Origin of the sequence: Brevundimonas sp. (genome assembly GCF_046295775.1) — a bacterium.
GTDB lineage: Bacteria > Pseudomonadota > Alphaproteobacteria > Caulobacterales > Caulobacteraceae > Brevundimonas.
Genome location: NZ_JBKBML010000021.1, coordinates 1 through 18,411, shown reverse-complemented (window position 1 = coordinate 18,411; position 18,411 = coordinate 1). Strand labels below are relative to the sequence as shown.

The window sequence follows — 18,411 nt, the reverse complement described above, 5'->3', positions numbered from 1 at the left end:
GCTTCTAGGCGGCGTATGACTACAACGTCGCGGGCGGCCTGACGGGGGGGGCTGTCAGTCTAACGGTAACTTGTCTCCACTTAGCGGCCGGCGTGGCCGCGGCGGGGCAAGGAACAGATGCGGTCACTCTCGTTCAAGCGGCACCGGTTCCCGCCTGAGATCATCCGGCATGCCGTCTGGCTCTACTTCCGCTTCACGCTCAGCTTCCGTGACGTCGAGGAGATGCTGGCGCAGAGAGGCATCAACGTCAGCTACGAGACCATCCGCTGCTGGACGATCAAGTTCAGACCGCAGATCGCCCGCAACCTGAAGCGGAAGCGGCCGGCGCCATCGCCGCGGTGGCATCTGGACGAGGTGGTCTGCAGGATCGGCGGCAAGCGGATGTACTTGTGGCGTGCTGTGGATGATGAAGGCAGACGAGAGCGGAAGATGCAGCTGTTCAAGAGCCAGACTTCGGCCCAGCGTTTTCTCACCACCCACGCGGCGATCTACAACACCTTCTATACCCAGAGACATCTAATCAGCCGACGACCCTTCGCCGCTTCCGCGCCGGAGCCGAGGATGCTTGGCTGGCGGCCGTCGCCTGAGAAGGTTCGGGTAGGGAGTCTTTTCGGCCTTCGCCGGCTAACCTGACAGAGCTGTCGGCCGATGAACAATCTCTGCCCAAGCAACATCATCTAGTTGTTTTGACGGGTGAGACGATCAAGTGCGCCGCATGACCCAGTCAGACGTCGTCAGCGGTACCCGACCAAGTCGGCTCTTATATGAGCTGTCGCGAAAAAATAAGTCTTAAACTCGATCAAATGACCGGCCCGCCAAGCGTCCATGGCGAAGGGCAACTCAAACACCTTATAGGTCCAGTTCGCCGTCCAATCTTGGCGGGTCAGGTCACGTTGGGCGAGAACCTGACCCGCAGTGAGATCGTAAACATAGATTCGAGCAACGAGTTGAGTGTTTGTAGTGTCATGGGCGTCGATCATCATTCGCCAGAGCGCTTGGCGAGGACCAATCGGGACGCCGGGCGTGTAGGGCCCTAAATTGATGTACCCGGCCGGCTCATGGACGTTGGCCGCCCAGCCCCCGCCTTCCGGGAAGCCGATAACATGCGGCAAATCGGCTACCTGCCAGGAGGCTGCGAAGGTGTTGGTGACGTTCCGCGACGTTCTGTTGTTCGCCGCATCCAAGCCGTAGGTAGTGGTGAGCCCGGAGGTGGATTCAGTCTGCGCCAAGCGCCCGTGGACGTCGTAGCGATACTGCTGGGCCGTCTGAGCATGCGCGCCAGTCGCCAGAATCAAAAAAAGCGTCGTTCCCGCCGCAAGTAGCCGTTTCATCATCCGCTCCCCCAAGTCGAATAAATAAAGCCAAGCTCTACCTTGACGCGTCGTGTCGCTGCAGACAACACTTGATTGTTGTCCGGCTTGGGGGAGTCTTTGGCGATGGTGAACGACACGGGTGCGCGTAGGCGGCTGACTCGGAGCGCGCAGGCCAGCTTCGTCGCTCTGCTTGCTTCGGGTGCATTGGCCGGTCCGGCATTGTCCCAATCGCAGCCGATCCCTCCTGAGCGTTATACACTCGACCAGCGCGGGGTTGATCTGGTGACGGGGCAATGGATGCCGGTGTCGGGCGGTGTTTCAATTGGACCTGCGGGCGGAGGACTGAGCCACGGCCGCGTGCTGCTTGATAATGGCATATGGTGGGATCAGGCGGTTGGCGGCATTGCGTCCTGCGGGATTGGCGTCGATTGCGTCGTGACGGTCGATGGGATGACCGAGGTGTTCACCTCCGTTGGGGCCATGGTGTTCACGCCGAAAGAGAACGCCGGGTCTACCTTGGTTTACAACTCGTCTAACGGCCAGTTCGTCTACACTCGCGGCGACGGGACGACTTACCTGATGGAGAGGAAGCACGTCACGTCATTTCCGGACGGCTCAGTCACTCGGAAACAGTCTCCGAACGGAGCTATGACAACATACACATACACCCAGTTTCAGGGCGTTAGTTGCACTGATCCAGACCCCGAACTCGAATATCCAGGAGGGCCACCGCCCAGCTTTTGTCTGAACTTCTCTGTCGGGCGCCTCCAGTCGTACCATACGAACACAGGGTATATGGTGCACTACAAATATGTCTCCGATAGCTTTTCGGACGATAGTTTGTGGATGGCTGTTGATAAGGTGACCGCACTTAATCTAGCGGTCGACTATTGCGCACCCTCGGCGTTCAGCTGCACATATTCGCAGAACTGGCCCAGTGTGACGGTCTCCTCGTCCTCACCGGCTATCGGGGTGACCGAGCAGACTTTCACCGATCAGAATGGCGTGGCGACGCGCTATCGCACGACCGGCTTAGGCACATCGGCGCGCACGGACCTTCTGGTGGGATCCGATCCCCATCCGCTGATTAGCGCCGAGAGAGACTTGATGACGGGGGGCTTGGCCGTCACCGATGCTTCGGGGCGCTGGGAGTATGCGATCTCTGACGCCGGTGCGATCCGCACCATGGAGGTCTCCGGTCCTCTGGACCAGAAGCTGACGGTCGTGACCGATCTCACGGTGGGTCAACCGAGTTCCGCGACGCAGGTGACTTCGGTGGCCCCAGCCGTCAGCCGGAGCTGGAGTTGGACCTATAACGCCGGAAGGCGCGTTGCGACGGCAACGGGTCCTGAGGGCGAGGTCGCCAGCTACACCTACGACGGTCGTGGCAACGTCACTCAGGTGGCATATGCGGCCAAGCCTGGTTCGGGCCTGGCGAACATCACGACGTCCGCGGCCTATCCGGCGAGTTGCGCCAATCCAGTGACCTGCAACCTTCCGACCTCGGTGACGGACGCGCGGGGCGGCGTGACGAACTACGCCTACGATCCGGTTCACGGAGGGCTTCTGACGGTCACCGCTCCCGCGCCTACGGCGGGTGCGCCTCGGCCGCAGACGCGGATCGCCTATGCGCCTCAGACGGGCTTCATCAAGAACAGCGGCGGAGGCTTCGTCGCGGCAGGCCTGGCGGTCACGCTTCCGATCTCCGTGTCCACCTGTGCGACGGGTTCGGCTCCGGGCTGTGTCGGGACGGCGGCGGAGTCGCGCACTGTGGTGACGTACGGCGCCGCCGGCGTGGCCAACAATCTGCTGCCGACGGCGGTGACGCACCGCGACGGCACGGGGGCGCTGAGCGCCACGACGACAATGGCCTACACCGCCGTCGGCGATGTCGCTTCGGTCGACGGTCCGCTGGCGGGCGCCGGGGACCGCGTCCACTATCATTACGACACGGCGCGGCGCGTCGTCGGCATGGTCGGCCCTGACCCGGACGGCGCCGGGCCTCTGCTGAACCGCGCTCAGCGATACACCTACAATCCGCGCGGTCAGGTGACCAAGGTCGAGACCGGCACGGCTGCGGCCGGGGCCTGGGGGGCGTTCAACCCGCTGGCGACGGTCAACAACAAATATGACGCGTACGGTCGCCTGGAGTTCGTCGAGCAGCCCAGCGGCGGCGTAGCTCCTCTTACTCAGCAGCAGTGGTCCTATGACGCGGCAGGCCGGGTCTCGTGCGTCACCGTGCGCATGAAGATGGACGGAGCCGTTCCGACTGACGCCTGCTCGCCGGAGACGCCGATCGGCGTGTTCGGCCCCGACCGGATCACGCGCTACGCCTATGACGCGGCGGGGCGGCCGATCTCCAGCACGGCGGGCTACGGCTCCGACGCGCCGATCACCGAGAGCGTGACTTACACCCCCAACGGCCTGCCGCAGAGCCTGACGGACGGCAACGGCAACGTCTCGGTGATGGCGTATGACGGCTTCGACCGCCTGCGCCGGATGCGCTACCCAAATCCATCGACGGCGGGCACCTCGACCACGGACTATGAGGAGTACGGCTACGACGCGGCCGGCAATGTGGTCAGCGTCCGCAACCGGGCAGGGGAGGTGACGACGGCGGCCTATGACGCCCTGGGTCGCCAGACCAGCGTGACTGTGGCGGCCAACCCAGCGATCGGCGGCCTGTACGCCTATGACAACTTCGGCCGGCCGACGAGCGCCACGGCGCACGGCGGCGGGACCTGGCCGATGGCGTGGGACGCGCTGGGCCGAATGACCAGCCAGGGCTCGGCCCTGGGCACGATGAGCTACGGCTACGACGTGGCGGGCCGTCGGACCTCGATCCACTGGCCGGACGGCTTCTGGGCGGCGTACGACTACAACGTCGCCGGCGATCTGACGGGGGTTCGCGAGAATGGGACCAACTGGCCCCTGGCCAGCTACGGCTATGACAACCTGGGGCGTCGCGCATCGATCACGCGGGCGAACGGAGCCAACACCACCTACGCCTACGACGCGGCGGGGAGACTGTCGGGCCTGACCCACAATGCGGCGGGCACGGCGCAGGACCTAACGCTGGGCTTCACCTATAACCCCGCCGGCCAGATCATGAGCCGCACCGCCTCCAACAGCGCCTACGCCCATACGCCCGGCGCGGGCCTGACGAACTATACGCATAACCGCCGCAACCAAGTCGGCAGCATCAACGGCGCGGCTACAAGCCACGACGCCCGGCTCAACATCACCTCGGCCCCCGGCGTGGGCAGCTACGGCTACGATCAGGCCAATCAGATGATCGCAGCTAATGGCGCGTCGCTGTTCTACGATCCGCTGGGTCGGCTGGCGCGCACGACCGGCTCGTCGGAGGACGTGATGTTCTTCTACGACGGCCATCAGGTCGTGGGGGAGTACAACAGCGCTGGCCAGCTGGTGCGGCGCTATGTGCCGGGCGCGGGCCTGGATGACGTGCTGGCGACCTATGAGGGCACGGGCTTCGACCGGCGCTGGCTGATGACTGATGAGCGCGGGTCAGTGGTCGGCCTGACGGACAACTCCGGCGCCACCCTGGCGATCAACACCTACGACGAATACGGCGTGCCGGGCGCCGGCAACCAGGGCCGGCTGCAGTACACGGGGCAGATGTGGTTGCCGCAGGCGCAGCTCTACCACTACCGCGCCCGTGCCTACGCGCCCCAGCTGGGGCGGTTCACGCAAACCGATCCGATTGGATACGGCGACGGACCCAACCTCTACGCCTACGTCGGTGGGGATCCGGTGAACTTCACCGATCCGATGGGGCTGGAGCGTGACTGTGGGACTGTGATGGACCGGCCAGATTGTACTACTGGGCCTGTTATTGGAAGAAGATGCCCTTCGAACGCTATTTGTGATCGTGACGGGATTGAACGCTTTCTGAGCGGGTGGCGGTTTACTGGATGGGACGATGGGCAAAATATCGGATTCACTCCGTTCCGGGGGGCGATTCTCGGTTCGTTCGAGGGACGTTCACAGCCGGTCGACTGTCAAGCGGGATCAAGGGCTACGGGAGTCGCAATGACAGCTGGTATTGCCGGCTCAGCGCACGGCGCGCTGGAAAATACAGTTGAAGCGGCTGCGGGATCGGAACACGCTCGCGCCTTTGCTCCAATGAGGTTCTTACTCAACGCCGGTGGCATGGGTGCCGCCGTGTGGGAAGGGACAATGCGAGGGCAGAGTGTTGATGTTATAGCACTCAATCTCATAGCTCCACTGGTTGGGGGGGCGATGGGAGGCGCTTTAGGCGGCATGGCCGCGGGGATGGGCGCGTCACCGACAGGGCCCGGCGCAATTGCTTTGGCTGCTGCCGGTGCGACAGCAGGTGCTAGCTCGGGAGAGGCGGCCGGCACAGCTGCCGCTCGAAGCTACGCTGGATTAAGGGGGCAGTATTGTCAGTAGAATTTGAGCAAAGCTTCAAGTACAATGCCGCAAAGATTGTCCCTAGGTATGTAGTCGTTGCGTGTGTATGCTTCGCGAGTTTTATTCCGGGCCTTCCAACGACGTACTTAGGGGCATTGAGAGAGCCGCCAGGTATTTACGTTATTTATGCCTGCGGCCTAGTTTTGTTTGTTGGCCTTATAAGATACTTGCCTGAATTCATAATGTCGCTTACTGCGCATCGGTTTTTGCGCGTGGATAGAAATAGTATACATGTTAGTCATTTAAGAGAGCGTCGGTATGATTTTGAAGGGGATGATCCTGTAAGTGTGGAAATTGGTCGGGATGAATCTGAGCTGACGCTAGTATCGACTGTGGCGGGGCGTGTTAAGATACCTCTTAATATGATCTACGATGGGCCGCTTTTGTTGCGTATGATTCGTGAGCGCACGTTGGATGTTAGAACCAAGTACTGAATTCGATGCCGTGCCGTCCAAACGGTTTGACCCAGAGTTTTGGTTACAACTCGGGTGAAAATTATGGTTTTTGCCGCCGTCTGATGTTCGCCAGAATGCTTCTCGTTATATTAGGCGCATCGGCATAATGCCGCTTATGCGCATTTCGCGAACAAGGCGGGAACAGGGGGAGGGGAGCTAGCGACCGCTAAGCGCCAGGAGCAGGCGTTGGCATTCCGCCGACAACTCGACATTCGGAAGCCGTGGCGAATGTCTGCAATCTGGCGAATGGGCGAGGTCTGCTCTCGAACCTTTACAGACGTTGGGTTCACTATGAGAAATCGGGTTATTGCAGGCGCACTGACGGCTGCGCGCCAGTCGCGAATTTCCTTGGGGTATGATTTCATGTCGGGCCAGATGATGCCGAAGGGATTCGCGCTAGTATTGGCTTTGATGGTCCTTGCGGCAGCTCTGTTCGCTGGATGGTATAGCACGACAAGAACTATCTATTTTGCACCCATGCTCCTCAACCAGCCGAGCGGATGTCGCTATGGACATGTCGAAGAAGCGGTCATTTCTACATTCGAAGCAGATTGGTTTGCAGGAGAGCTTCGTGCGTTTAGCGAGCCATCACTCTATAGGATTTCTACTGGAAACAGTCCCGGCCAGACCGCTTCATATCGATTATTGTGGCTTCGCAGCTTTCACGAACCAATAGTTGTCCGGATAGACCAAACGGATGGTGACAGCGCATATTTGACAGCCAAACAGAGGGCCGGAGGAGGCGGCTTCCAAGGTCGACCTAGAACTCTTGAGCGCCCTTTGACCCATGCTGAAATAAGCCAACTGCATGCGACCCTCAGTACGACTGAGGTGCATGGCGAACGACCGAAGATCTGCGGTGACGGTCTTGACGGGTCGAGGTGGATTATCGAAGTCGCCAGCAATCAGGGGCAGTACAGCTTTGTTAACCGATGGTCACCGCGCGACGGGGCTGTGCGTGATTTCGGAGAGTTTATGCTTGGCCTGACAGGGTGGGATGTGGTGCCCGTGTACTAGGACGATCCGCATTCCGCTTCCCACCATTAGCCGGCGTCGACCGCGTCCGATCTGTAGCCAGAAGCCTGATGTCAGCCATGCGCCAGCAGCGGACATTTGTTGAGGTCCGAAAGCAGACTCGCGTCATTCGCTGTCGGAACGATCGCGGGCTGGCGTTGGGCACCGCCGTCGAGCAGCCGCGCCGCTGTCCGGACGCCGGCAGCGCCTGCTAGCGCGACGCGGTCCCGCAAAGCTGCTCACACGGCTCTCCATCTCGATTGCCGTCTATCGTCGTCAGTCGACATTGCCGAAGGTAAAATTCGGCCTCAGCGCAGGACGCCATTTGCGAACATCGAGTTTTCGGGCCGCAGCTGAGTGCTGCCGCGCCCGCAGGCACAGCCGACGGAAGCGCCTGCTGCCGCACCGGTGCCGGACCCGGAGCCGACGGTTCCCGAACGCCTTGGCGCCACTCCCACGGCGGCACCGTTTCAGCCTCCGGCATGGCCCATAGGCCAAGACGATCGCGCTTCGCGACCGCCTCCACTTCGATCAAAGAAGGGTCGGTCAGGTAGCGCCTGAACGCCCAAGCGGCGCCTTGCGCGACCATCTCCCGATTAACGTCTTGGGTCCCGACGGAAACGTGGCCGACGATCCGTCCCCATCGATCCACGTCAGTCTGCCTCACGCCGACTTCGCGCCCGGAGACCATACCGGAGAGGACCTGTTTCGAGCGATTGCCCCAAGGCTGTCCGCGCTCCGGCGCATCGATGTTTGCGAGCCGAACCTTCACCTCCTCTAGGTTGGGCATCACGACCGTGATGGTGTCGCCATCTGCGATGCCGACGACCGTTCCGTTCACTACCCGAAGATCAGTGTCCTGAATGGTCGCTTCGCGCGGCTGTTCAGGTCCGGTCGCGCTGCGCGCAGGGCTGTCACAGGAGGAGGTGGCGGCCGATAGTACGAGGGCGACTGCGACGGTTATCTGTTCGAGCCTGCAGCGGCGAAGCTCAAAAAGACGACCTTCGAGTCCGTAGACGAATTACGTGAACAGTTCGGCACGAGCCGAAGCGCCACGGCGCTCAGGCTCGTCACCTTGGGTCCAGAGCCAGCAATCCTCGTATGTCACGGTCCAAAAGGCAGGCGCTGGTTTCGCGCCGGTCCAGCCGTTCCATCACGCTGGTTCCCCCGCGACGAAATCGATGCGGAATCGGCTGCATTGGACGTCCTGCATGGAGCGATGCAAAAATCGCCTCGTACGATCATCGGAGCTGATGCCTGGTTTGATCGCTTCGATGCGGATCGGTACGAGATTTTCGAGCAGAGCATTCGGGCCGCTAATGGAGAGGTTTTGACTATTCTCACTTTCAAATCTCGCGAGATGCTCGAGTGATGTCTTGAACTGGCTCGTCCTGAACGCCCCTCTCGGGCGCGTGGCTAACTTCCGCATATGGCGCATCAGCGGCGTCGACTAAGGCCGAGCCTGACGCAACGGCACCGTTCGGAACGCCCGCTATCGGGCACGAATCCAGTAATTGAAGTCGTAAAATGTGAATTCCAGTGCACGTTACCTGTACTCGACGTTTCCAGCACTGGGGTTAGCGACAAAATCGAGCGGCACCTCTAAGGCGCGACCAACTATAGTGGCGCTCCGTATGAAAGCCTACCTGTAGACCTTACGGTCCTGGAGGCCAAAACGACGCTGGCGGGCCCTTCAGGTAGTCGTTGAAGTTCGCGAGCTCGTCCCAAGTCTGCGGTGGCCCATTAAACATATGTCGAAGCCCTTCGGCCAGTTCGCGATGGCTCGTGGTCCCTAAAATTCCTGCGTCCGTGGACAGCTCGAAGTCGATCGAGCCATTCCACATATTGATCCGACCGTACCCTGGCGCGAAGGCCACCGAATCCTTCACCTTCGGCACCTCGTGCTTGGCCAGCGCCATCCGCAGCGCCTCCATCAGCCCGAAGGTTACATGGGTTCGCCGCAAGTCCGCGTCGAGCACGTCCAAAGCGTTGGGCATGATGGCGATCTTTTGCAGCTGCCGCGCCCGCATCTCGCGCGCCGTGTGTCGGTAGCTGAGAGGCTTCAGAAGCTTCGCCAGCCGCATCTCGACCCCGCCGTTCTCGATCAGCTTGATGGTGTCCTTGGCTCGCTGCTTCCAGGTGCGCAGCAGCTCATAGGTCGAGAAGATCCACATTTGCGATTGTGCGAGCACAAAGGCGGTGTCGGGCGGTGTGCTGTCTTGGGTCACGCGCTCACGCATGAGCCGGCTTTCGAGGGTGTTAAGGAAGGCGTCGACTAGGCCGATGTTCGTCGCCTGCATGCTCAGGAAGGGATCGTCCCCCAGCAGCGTAAGGCGGCGCAGCGCGCCCGGCAGCGCGCCCGGGTGGATGCTTGCTGCGTCTTCCCAGTCGCGGCTCGGGTCGAGCCTGTCGTCCTCATCGTAGTCGTCAGGATAGTCGGATGGGACCATAGCTGGACCTCCTGCACCAGAACGTGAGCTGGTGCGACACTGCGTGCGCTTGGCGAAGTGCTAGGTCCTCGCGTCAAGCGCGCGCGCCGGCGAGGGCGTTGTCTGGCCGGTTCACTCGATCAACTTAACCAGGCGATCGTAGACGAAACCGTCAGGAGCGTCGTCAAGATAAGCGCGACGCAGGTCAGGGTTCTGAGCGCGCGCCTTCATGGTGAGATGCTCCTGCTCCTTATGGTCGGCTAAGGTCGCGAACTTCATATCCGAACGAAGGCGCATGATCGCCCTCAACGCCTCCGGCGACCTCTCGCGATGATAGGTGTAGCGGACGCCAGGACGTGTCACGCGATCGAGGATAAGGACCTCGCCTACAAGTTGGGCCTCGGGATGCTCCGTAAAGGCCAGCGCGAGATCGACCTTCTTCCCTCCAAGTTCGATCCAAGCGTGGGACGCCATGATATCCCCCTCGCCATCGTTGATGTAGCCGACTATCGGCACAACACTGATCCCGTGGTGGTCCTGCAGGTATTCCGCGAGGAAGAAGGTTAAGCGGTAGCACATGCCCATGGCCTGAAAGGGCTGGACAAACGCGCTGAAAAGCTTGGCCGCAGCGTCTGCTACGACGATTTCGTCCGGGCTAAGGCTCTCCCGCCATTCTCTCGCCGCCGCCATCTTCTTTTTCGCTTCGCCCATAGACGTCCCTCGCTATTTGTTGCTTTCAGCGAACATTTCTCAGCTGAGCATTGATCTGCATTTGGGGCAGTAGGCCGATGTCCATAACTGGCGCATATGACCATACATCCAGTGCTCAGCCGTCGAGCAAACCGAACTTCAGTCGCAGGACAAAATCGTCCAGCGGGACACCAGTGTTGTCGCAGAATTCGGCGATCTCTGCCCAGGTCAGGTAGTCGGAGGGGTCTCTGATGCCGACGTGGTGTTCATCGGTGCCTCGACCCGTGCCGTAGAGATCGACATCGCCAACGCCGTAGCGTGACAGAGCGTCGCCCATGGTCTTGATCCGGCTGTGACCGACGCTCAGGGCGCTCTTCACGTCATCCACATGCACAACCATCTCGTCCTTCCCCAGTTTGAGCGCGCGTTTGATGATCGCGAGCATGAACAGACGCTCAGCGTCGGGCACCACCTTCATCTTTGCGACGTAGGCTGAGATTTGCTTTTTGCGTCTCGCCGCGTCTTCACCTTTAAGGGCTGCCTCGGGCAGAATGGTCGCTAGACGAGCATAGGTCTTTGCGTCCGTCGGCTTCAGTTTGTCGGTTGAATCCGCATAGCCGGTGTTGAACGAATGCGTCAGCGCGTCTGCGAGGCCTTTGAATTTGGCTTCGTGCTCCCGCTTGATTTTCGTTAGCACTTCGACCGGATAGTCTTTTCTTCGCTGCTTGCTGTCCACTTGGGTGTGATGACCCCGGCACAGCAAGATCAGGTTCGAGACCTCCCGACGTTGTTCATTAGTTTTCTGTGGGTCAAACCGCGCTCCGTCTGGCATGGCGGAGCTAATGTGGCAGACTTCACCCACCACGACGCCCTTGGCGTCGATGATCAGGCCATCGCAGTCCGGCATCGCGCAGTTGTTGCCCGATAAGAGATATAGCTCCCGCATCACTTCAGGGGTCGGTGTCAGCCGTTTCGGCACCTCCCCGGACGTCGTCCCGCCTGACTTTGATTTCGCCATCGTCTGCTCCGCCAAGGCCCGCACGTCGATAAGACAGACAGCTGTGGCCTCCTCCTAAACCCTTGTCGGTCCCACGACGTCGCCGTGCCCTGATAGTTACCGCAACCCGGAAGCTAATCACTAGCTCAAGAGCCGCATGGCGGTGTGATGGCGCATGCCACAATCAGGCGCTTTGTAGCTACTGCGATGTTCGACAGCACCAAGTTAGGCACCGAAGGTCGTGTTCACGGCAGGGTGTGGACTTCCGCTTTTGGCGCAAACCAGGCACGGCAAAAGCTGCCTGCTTGCTCTAGCTCAGAGCTCCGGCACTTCACCGCCTAGCGGCAATAGTGCTGAGGGGTCAGCTTCCACCGCACGGGCCCAAGCGACGAATTCCAGGACGCTGACATTCCGCTCGATGGCCTCGATTTTACCGATAAACGAAGGCGGCTTGCCGAGCGCTGCGGCGAGATCACGTTGGGTCATGCCACGCTGGCGCCGCGCTTCAATCAGCGCGGCGACAATCTCCCTGTGAACCGGCGACGAAACCCAGGCGGGCATGAAAGCACCTCAATAGCGCTTCCGCTCATGGCCTGGTTTGTCTATGCTCCCACGATAGGAGCATTGCTGGGCTTCTGACCCGGCACGTGACGGGAGAAGTCTCTTGAGAATTTTAGTGATAGCTGTGTCGCTAGTCGCGACGCCGGTTGCGGCTGCCGATCAATTTGATCTGATCTGCGAAGGTTCGGTTCAATATCACCCGCTGAGGGGCAGGGTGCCTATAACTGAACGCTTCTCGTTCGATCTGACGACATCACGATACTGCCGGACCACGACCGTGCGTGGTGAAACGTTCAACCACGCATGTCGCAATGTCCTCGACATTCACGAAGTGACGCCCGATCGGATCGAGCTCCTCGAACCGATTGACGGTCGATACGTCTACATTGATCGCCAAAGTGGGCGGTTCGTGCATTTCGATAGACGTTCGCCGCAGAACGAAGAGGCCCACTGCACGCCAGCGGAATACCGTCCGCTACCTACTCCTTTGTTCTAGGTCCAATCGACATTCAGGGATTCACGCCCGGCCTGATGCGTGATTCATAGGTCTCCGCTTTAGCGGAGGTCAGCGGTGGGCGTGAAGCGTTACGAACTGGATGATGCGCAGTGGTCGCGGATCGCGCCCTTGCTGCCGGGCAAGGCGTCGGACCCCGGCCGGACGGGGTCCGACAACCGGCTGTTCGTGAACGGGGTGCTCTGGGTGCTGCGGTCCGGCGCCCACTGGCAGGATCTTCCGGAGCGCTACGGCAAGTGGAGGACGGCGCACAAACGCTTCAGCCGATGGGCGGCGGCCGGGGTGTGGGAGAAGGTCTTCGCCGATCTCGCCGAGGATCGGGACAACCGGTATCTTATGCTGGACTCGACCCTGGTGCGGGCTCATCAGCAGGCGACGACCGGCCGGGGCAGCGGCTCAAAAAAGGGGGCCTCGATCCGACTGTGGGGCGTTCCAGAGGGGGACTGACGACCAAGGTCCACATGGCCTGCGACACGCTCGGACGACCGGTCCGCTTCCTGATCGCGCCAGGCCAGAGCCACGACATTCTCGCCGTCCCGGCGCTTCTGGAATGTTATCAGCCTGCGGCTGTCCTCGCCGACCGAGCCTATGACGCCAACAGCCTGCGCGCCCATCTGGCCAGGATCGGAGCCGAGGCCGTCATCCCCTCGACCCGCTCGCGCAACACATCGATCCCGCACGATCCCCTGATCTACAAGATGCGCAACCGCGTCGAGCGCTGCTTCAACAAGCTCAAGCACTTCAGACGCTTCGCCACCCGGTTCGACAGGCTGGGCAGCCACTACCTCGCCTTCGTCCATATCGCCGCTTCAATGCTCTGGATGCGGTGAATGTCGATTCGTCCTAGGAGGGGATGGGCTGATGTCAGGTATTTTTCGAGTTCTGTTTTTCCTTGTCGCGGCGTGCGTCCTGATCGCCACCTTTTTAGGCATACCGGTGCTGGCGCTCTGGATGGCGGCCGTGTTCCTCGGCGCCGGCGGTCGGACGGAAAAAGCCAAGAGAGAACTGAACAAGGTGCTGATGGCCGATGAGCAGGTGATCACCTCCGCTCTACAACACCGGGTGTTCGCCCTGTTCAGCCGGCGCACTCAGATCGCCATCACCAACAGCCGGGTTATCACCATGAAGCGCGGCCTGCTGGGTGGCTTCAAGATGACCGACATCCAGTGGAAAGACCTGATCGACGCCACGATTGAACAGAACGTCTTAGGAATGCTGTGCGGCTCCAACCTCCGCTTCGCCCACATCGGCCGACCGCTGATGGCGATCCGCGTTGAAGGGGTGCCGAGTGAGCCCGCCTCCAGCATGTATGCCCGCGCTCAGCATGAAGAACAGGCCTGGGAAGAGAAGCGCCGTGTTCGCGGAATGGAAGAAGTGCGCGCAGCCGCCGGCGGCGTCGTTTTCCACGCGGGCGCCCCGGCAACCGGTGGAGGCGTGGTCGACGAAATCCAGAAGGCCAAGGTGATGTTCGACGCCGGGGTGATCAGCGACGCTGAGTTTCAGGGGATGAAGTCGAAGATCCTGGCGGGTTGATCCTCACTCTTCACGGACAAGGCGGCGCAGGAGGTTGAGCATCTCGTAGTCTTCGGCGAGCATGCCGCCACGCTTCAGCTTCTTCTCCAACGCCATGAGCTCCTCCCAGGCGATCGTGTCGCGCTCGCGTTCTCTGAAGTCCATTGCCTCCACATATAGCTTCTGCAAGGCACGGTTGTTGACGCCATTGCCCTTGAACGCATCCTCGCGAGCCTTCTTCAGAAGGGCTAGGCTCGCGGGAATGCGCTTCTGGCCCTTGGGCGTGCGCACCACCACGTCCTCCTCCATGACGGCGATGATGTCGTCATAGATCTGGCGGGTGGAGCGCGCACGTTCGAGTACGGGCCTCTTTTTTGGCCGGCCGCGGGGATTGGGAGAGCGGCCGCCTTTCATCCAGCGGGTGGCTTTCGGCGGTTTTCCATAGCCGACTTCGTATTCACCTTCGCCGCTGTCGGTCATGCCGCGACCTCCTGGCCAGCATCATAGCCGCCGGCGCTGTCGACCCGTTCCGCCGTCTTTCCGGTGATCGCTTCCCAACGCTCGATGGCGATGTCGACATAGGCGGGATCGATCTCGACGCCGCGGCAGACCCGGCCGGTACGTTCGGCGGCGATGAGCGTGGTGCCGGAGCCCAGGAAGGTGTCGAGCACTAAGTCGCCACGACGCGTGACGTCCTGGATGGCGGCGGCGACCATAGCTGCCGGCTTGACGGTGGGATGCCATTTGAGCTCGGCGCCTCGAGAGCCGCCCACATTGACCGAGCTGTAGTCCCAGACATTGGTCCGGTTACGCCCATGTTTGCCGAGCTCGATGTTGTTTTGATGCTGGGCGGAGCCGGCGCGGTAGACGAACACTAGTTCATGCTTGGAGCGGTAGGGCGAGCCCATGCCGGCATTGGACTTGTTCCAGACGCACAGGTTGATGAGCTCGTCATAGACGACCTCGCCGGCGCGCAACAGATGCTCCATATGCCGCCAGTCCATGCAGACGAAATGCACCGCCCCGTCGCGTGAGACGGCAGCGCAGACGCCGAGCGTTACCTCCAGGAAGCGGATGAACGTCGAATCCGTCATCTCGCCGGACGCCATGGCGAACTCCTTGTGATCGGAGCGGACATTGGCGTGGCTTTGGATCGAGACATTGTAGGGCGGATCCACGAAGACGGCGTCGATCACGGCGTCATCGCCTACCACACGGCGGACAAACGCCTCATCACGGCTGTCGCCACAACCGATCCGGTGTTTGCCGAGCTGCCAGATGTCGCCCGTCTGTGCGCGCGGCGTCGCTGGGGCCTCGGGGAGGTGATCGTCTTCGGCGGTATCCTCCCCTTTCGACGCCAGCATCAGATCGATCTCGGCCGGCTCGAAGCCCATCACCGTGAAATCGATCTCAATCTCCAGCGCCTGGAGTTCCAGGATCTCCTGACGAAGAAGGGTCGTGTCCCAACTCGCATTGAGCGCGATCTTGTTGTCGGCGATCCGAAGCTGCTTCTTCTGAGCAGTAGATAGGCCGTAGAGCCGAATAACGGGCACGAACTCGTGCTCCAAAACTCCCACAGCGAGCACCCGGCCATGGCCCGCGATGACCTCAAGGTGTTCGGTGACGAGGACGGGATTGACCATCCCGAACTCGCGCATGCTGGCGGCGATCTGCGCTACCTGCTTTTTGGAGTGTGTGCGGGGATTGTTCGGGTCCAGCCGCAGGTCAGACAGTTTCACATACTCGACCGCGAGCGGGCGATCGTTCGGCACACCAGGCATAACTTCTCCTTTTCAGCCTCTCGGCCGATCAAGTGCTTCAGTTTTTTCCCGGTTGTGAGGTTAGGGTGGTGCGCGTGGCACGATCTGGCAATCCATAAATTCTGATAATATGAAATATCCACAGAAAGTTACGTGTGTCGTACGTGCATATATCTAAAAATGTAGAGACTTAGTCGGTGGACTTGTCGCTGAGTTCGAGCAAACTTCATCATCAAAGCCGAATGTGACTTCAATCTTGATGTGAACATGACCTTGAACAACTCATTCGACGTCATCGCCGATATGGATCTTCATTCGCTTCGTCAGGCCTGGCGCCAACGCTTCGGTCCGCCGCCGCGTCTTCGGTCAACGGAGTTGTTGGCGTTGGCCTTGGCGTTTCGCCTTCAAGCCGACCAAACCGGCGGTCTTGGCATTGATCAACGACGATCTCTTCGACGACCCGGAACGGCGCCGGCGACTTCGGTGCTGACGCCAGGGACGAAGCTGTCACGCGAATGGCAGGGCGTGCGCCACGAGGTGGTGGTCGCTCCCGACGGCAAGTTGGTTTGGTCAGATGGCCGCTATGCCAGCCTTTCTCAGGTCGCCCGCGCCATCACGGGTACGCGGTGGAACGGGCCTAGGTTCTTCGGCTTGCGAGAGGAGGGTGGACGATGAAGGCCATCCGCTGCGCCATCTACACCCGCAAAAGCACCGAGGAGGGTTTGGACCAAGCGTTCAACAGCCTCCATGCTCAGAGGGAAGCCTGCGAGGCGTATATCAAGAGCCAGGCTGCCGAAGGCTGGAAGCTCATCCCCACCATCTATGACGACGGCGGGTTTTCAGGCGGCAACATGGAGCGTCCGGCTCTCAAGCAGTTGATGGCGGACGTGGACGCCGGGCAGATCGATACGATCGTCGTCTACAAGATCGACCGGTTGACCCGGGCACTGTCTGATTTCGCCCGCATTGTGGAGCGGCTGGATCGGGCCGACGCCTCGTTCGTCTCGGTAACCCAGGCGTTCAACACCACCACCTCCATGGGCCGCCTGACGTTGAACGTCCTGCTGTCGTTCGCCCAGTTCGAGCGCGAGGTCACGGGCGAGCGTATTCGCGACAAGATCGCCGCCTCCAAGAAGAAAGGCATGTGGATGGGCGGCGTGCCGCCTCTTGGCTATGGCCTGCCCACCGACAAGGCGACCCGCGCTCTGACGCTCGACCCGGTCGAAGCCCCCAGGGTCCGCCGGATATTCGAGCTCTATTTGGAGCTGGGATCGGTCGCCGCCTTAGAGGCCCGCCTCGAAACAGACGGATGGCGCACCCGTGCGCGGGTAAGCGGGAAGGGTGTGAGGTCCGGAGGCGTGGCGTTCAGCAGAGGCGGCCTGTTCCATACCCTAAAGAACCGCATCTATCTCGGTGAGATCGCCCATAGCGAAGGCGCCGCCGCCGGCGCGCATCCCGCCATCATCGATCCCGAGGTGTTCGATCGCGTGCAGGCTCAAATCCGCGCCAATGCCGTCACTTATCGCGATAGGGCGTTGCGATCCTCAGACCTGCCGCTCAAGGGACTGCTGAAGGATGGGGACGGCCATCCGATGAGCCCGTCATTCGGTTACGGCCGGGGCGGCAAGGTTTACCGCTACTATGTCTCGGCACCTCTACAGCAGGGGAGGGCGAGTCGGGTCGATCGCAACACCATTCGTCGGGTGAAGGCGGAGGCGATCCATGAGGTCGTCGAGCGCGGGCTGCAATCCGTGCTGGGCGGGGCGGCGACATCCCTTCAGGCGCTGACCATGCCGGTCGCGCGTATCGACGTTCTGGAGCAGTCAGTCCGGCTGACGCTCAAGTCCGACCAACTCTCGGCCGGCGCGTGCTCGAAGCTGCAGGCCGATCCCCACGATCTGACTCAGATGCTCCTCGACCTTCCGGTCCGGTGTCAGGTCCGCGGCGGGCGTGTCGATCTGATCGCACCTCGGGGTGGCGCGCTGCCCCAAAGATCTCGACCTGATCCGGTGTTGATCAAGGGGCTTCGACAGGCACACCGTCTTGCCAAGGGTCTGGGGTGGAACTCTGGGAAGGCCACGTTTGACGCGCTCGATGCTCAGGTTCCCAAGAGCGCCTATGAGCGTAATCTGGTGAGGCTGGCGTTCCTGGCTCCCGACATCCAGGGCCAGATCCTCGAAGGTCGACAACCCCCAACTCTGAGCTTGGCTCAGCTGATGAGTGGACCCATTCCAACCTGTTGGATCGAGCAGCGGCAACGATTTTGCTGAGCTAGCCAATTCGCTGACCCGGCGTGTTGTGGTCGTGTTTTGCCCCTGATCTCCTCCTGTTAGATTCCGTGTTCTGGTCAGATTAAATTCCCTGTTCTGATTTGGGCCTGAAAGGCCAGATCACCTCGGAATCGCCCGGATTTGCGGAGGTTTAAGCGTGGGGGCGGCGCGCTGGATACCGACCTCGAAATCGCGATAACAGGGAATTAGGCAAACTCCACCAGCTCGAGACCGCGCGGAGACTGGTGGCGTTGGGATCGCGAAATGCGCGCGGAGACGGCCTGGAATACGGCCCAGCCACGGCGGTTGACGCGGGATTAGATGCGAGATGTGCGAGGGTTAGGGTGAGCACCACCCCCCAGAGACAAGCTGGCTGGGGTCGGTGGCGGACAGGGTGGGATTCGAACCCACGGTAGGCTTCCACCTACGGCGGTTTTCAAG

The 18,411-nt window shown here is 61.0% G+C and carries 13 protein-coding genes and 1 pseudogene; 6 read left to right on the top strand and 8 right to left on the bottom strand.

The features are described 5' to 3' along the window. The first annotated feature begins 117 nt into the window (after positions 1-117). A pseudogene (locus tag ACK4I0_RS11480) lies at positions 118-587 on the top strand (IS6 family transposase). A 147-nt stretch (positions 588-734) separates the two neighbouring features. Here the strand turns inward: ACK4I0_RS11480 and ACK4I0_RS11475 are convergent. Then, a complete protein-coding gene (locus ACK4I0_RS11475) occupies positions 735-1,331 on the bottom strand; it encodes a hypothetical protein (RefSeq protein ID WP_409611068.1) in 597 nt (198 codons plus the stop codon). Between the two features lie 954 nt (positions 1,332-2,285). On the opposite strand from ACK4I0_RS11475, the gene ACK4I0_RS11470 reads away from it, so the two are divergent. Next, positions 2,286-5,747, top strand: coding sequence for an RHS repeat-associated core domain-containing protein (locus ACK4I0_RS11470; RefSeq protein ID WP_409611066.1), 3,462 nt, complete (start codon positions 2,286-2,288; stop codon positions 5,745-5,747). Between the two features lie 1,701 nt (positions 5,748-7,448). Here ACK4I0_RS11470 and ACK4I0_RS11465 read toward each other — a convergent pair. From ACK4I0_RS11465 to ACK4I0_RS11445, 5 genes are all read right to left on the bottom strand, one after another. Continuing rightward, positions 7,449-8,078 (bottom strand): thermonuclease family protein, encoded by a 630-nt coding sequence (locus ACK4I0_RS11465; protein WP_409611064.1) that lies wholly within the window; start codon positions 8,076-8,078, stop codon positions 7,449-7,451. An 814-nt stretch (positions 8,079-8,892) separates the two neighbouring features. Beyond that, on the bottom strand, positions 8,893-9,687 hold the full coding sequence (locus tag ACK4I0_RS11460) for a hypothetical protein (RefSeq protein ID WP_409611062.1): 795 nt from the start codon (positions 9,685-9,687) through the stop codon (positions 8,893-8,895). Between the two features lie 111 nt (positions 9,688-9,798). Then, positions 9,799-10,377 carry a hypothetical protein gene (locus tag ACK4I0_RS11455; protein ID WP_409611060.1) on the bottom strand — a complete coding sequence of 193 codons (579 nt, stop codon included), beginning with the start codon at positions 10,375-10,377 and terminating at the stop codon, positions 9,799-9,801. Between the two features lie 115 nt (positions 10,378-10,492). After that, positions 10,493-11,374 (bottom strand): hypothetical protein, encoded by an 882-nt coding sequence (locus ACK4I0_RS11450; RefSeq protein WP_409611058.1) that lies wholly within the window; start codon positions 11,372-11,374, stop codon positions 10,493-10,495. A gap of 294 nt (positions 11,375-11,668) precedes the next feature. Beyond that, positions 11,669-11,914 carry a helix-turn-helix domain-containing protein gene (locus tag ACK4I0_RS11445; RefSeq protein WP_409611056.1) on the bottom strand — a complete coding sequence of 82 codons (246 nt, stop codon included), beginning with the start codon at positions 11,912-11,914 and terminating at the stop codon, positions 11,669-11,671. A gap of 577 nt (positions 11,915-12,491) precedes the next feature. Here ACK4I0_RS11445 and ACK4I0_RS11440 point away from each other — a divergent pair. Both ACK4I0_RS11440 and ACK4I0_RS11435 read left to right on the top strand, forming a co-directional pair. Beyond that, positions 12,492-13,258, top strand: a protein-coding gene (locus ACK4I0_RS11440) for an IS5 family transposase (protein ID WP_409611054.1) whose coding sequence is annotated in 2 segments (ribosomal slippage) — positions 12,492-12,849 and positions 12,849-13,258 — 768 coding nt in all. Because the reading frame shifts where the segments join, the coding sequence is not laid out codon by codon here. 31 nt (positions 13,259-13,289) lie between these two features. Next, entirely contained in the window at positions 13,290-13,961 is a 672-nt protein-coding gene (locus ACK4I0_RS11435; RefSeq protein ID WP_409611052.1) for an SHOCT domain-containing protein, read from the top strand. A 3-nt stretch (positions 13,962-13,964) separates the two neighbouring features. Here ACK4I0_RS11435 and ACK4I0_RS11430 read toward each other — a convergent pair whose 3' ends face one another. Both ACK4I0_RS11430 and ACK4I0_RS11425 read right to left on the bottom strand, forming a co-directional pair. Next, positions 13,965-14,420: a DUF5681 domain-containing protein gene (locus tag ACK4I0_RS11430; RefSeq protein ID WP_409611050.1), complete on the bottom strand. Its 456-nt coding sequence runs from the start codon at positions 14,418-14,420 to the stop codon at positions 13,965-13,967. Continuing rightward, positions 14,417-15,721: a site-specific DNA-methyltransferase gene (locus ACK4I0_RS11425; protein WP_409611048.1), complete on the bottom strand. Its 1,305-nt coding sequence runs from the start codon at positions 15,719-15,721 to the stop codon at positions 14,417-14,419. The genes ACK4I0_RS11430 and ACK4I0_RS11425 overlap by 4 nt, the downstream gene beginning before the upstream one ends. A 246-nt stretch (positions 15,722-15,967) precedes the next feature. Here ACK4I0_RS11425 and ACK4I0_RS11420 point away from each other — a divergent pair, with 246 nt between their 5' ends. Together ACK4I0_RS11420 and ACK4I0_RS11415 are read left to right on the top strand one after the other, a co-directional pair. Further along, positions 15,968-16,375 carry a DUF2924 domain-containing protein gene (locus ACK4I0_RS11420; RefSeq protein WP_409611046.1) on the top strand — a complete coding sequence of 136 codons (408 nt, stop codon included), beginning with the start codon at positions 15,968-15,970 and terminating at the stop codon, positions 16,373-16,375. Next, on the top strand, positions 16,372-17,970 hold the full coding sequence (locus tag ACK4I0_RS11415; protein ID WP_409611044.1) for a recombinase family protein: 1,599 nt from the start codon (positions 16,372-16,374) through the stop codon (positions 17,968-17,970). Before ACK4I0_RS11420 ends, ACK4I0_RS11415 begins: the two co-directional genes overlap by 4 nt. The last annotated feature ends 441 nt before the right edge of the window (positions 17,971-18,411 follow it).

What these genes read in the sequence shown, in the direction of transcription:
- ACK4I0_RS11435 (WP_409611052.1), top strand. Translation starts at nt 13,290, where the DNA reads ATGTCAGGTATTTTTCGAGTTCTGTTTTTCCTTGTCGCGGCGTGCGTC.
- ACK4I0_RS11425 (WP_409611048.1), bottom strand. Translation starts at nt 15,721, where the DNA reads ATGCCTGGTGTGCCGAACGATCGCCCGCTCGCGGTCGAGTATGTGAAA.
- ACK4I0_RS11475 (WP_409611068.1), bottom strand. Translation starts at nt 1,331, where the DNA reads ATGAAACGGCTACTTGCGGCGGGAACGACGCTTTTTTTGATTCTGGCG.
- ACK4I0_RS11455 (WP_409611060.1), bottom strand. Translation starts at nt 10,377, where the DNA reads ATGGGCGAAGCGAAAAAGAAGATGGCGGCGGCGAGAGAATGGCGGGAG.
- ACK4I0_RS11430 (WP_409611050.1), bottom strand. Translation starts at nt 14,420, where the DNA reads ATGACCGACAGCGGCGAAGGTGAATACGAAGTCGGCTATGGAAAACCG.
- ACK4I0_RS11420 (WP_409611046.1), top strand. Translation starts at nt 15,968, where the DNA reads ATGACCTTGAACAACTCATTCGACGTCATCGCCGATATGGATCTTCAT.
- ACK4I0_RS11460 (WP_409611062.1), bottom strand. Translation starts at nt 9,687, where the DNA reads ATGGTCCCATCCGACTATCCTGACGACTACGATGAGGACGACAGGCTC.
- ACK4I0_RS11450 (WP_409611058.1), bottom strand. Translation starts at nt 11,374, where the DNA reads ATGGCGAAATCAAAGTCAGGCGGGACGACGTCCGGGGAGGTGCCGAAA.
- ACK4I0_RS11415 (WP_409611044.1), top strand. Translation starts at nt 16,372, where the DNA reads ATGAAGGCCATCCGCTGCGCCATCTACACCCGCAAAAGCACCGAGGAG.
- ACK4I0_RS11445 (WP_409611056.1), bottom strand. Translation starts at nt 11,914, where the DNA reads ATGCCCGCCTGGGTTTCGTCGCCGGTTCACAGGGAGATTGTCGCCGCG.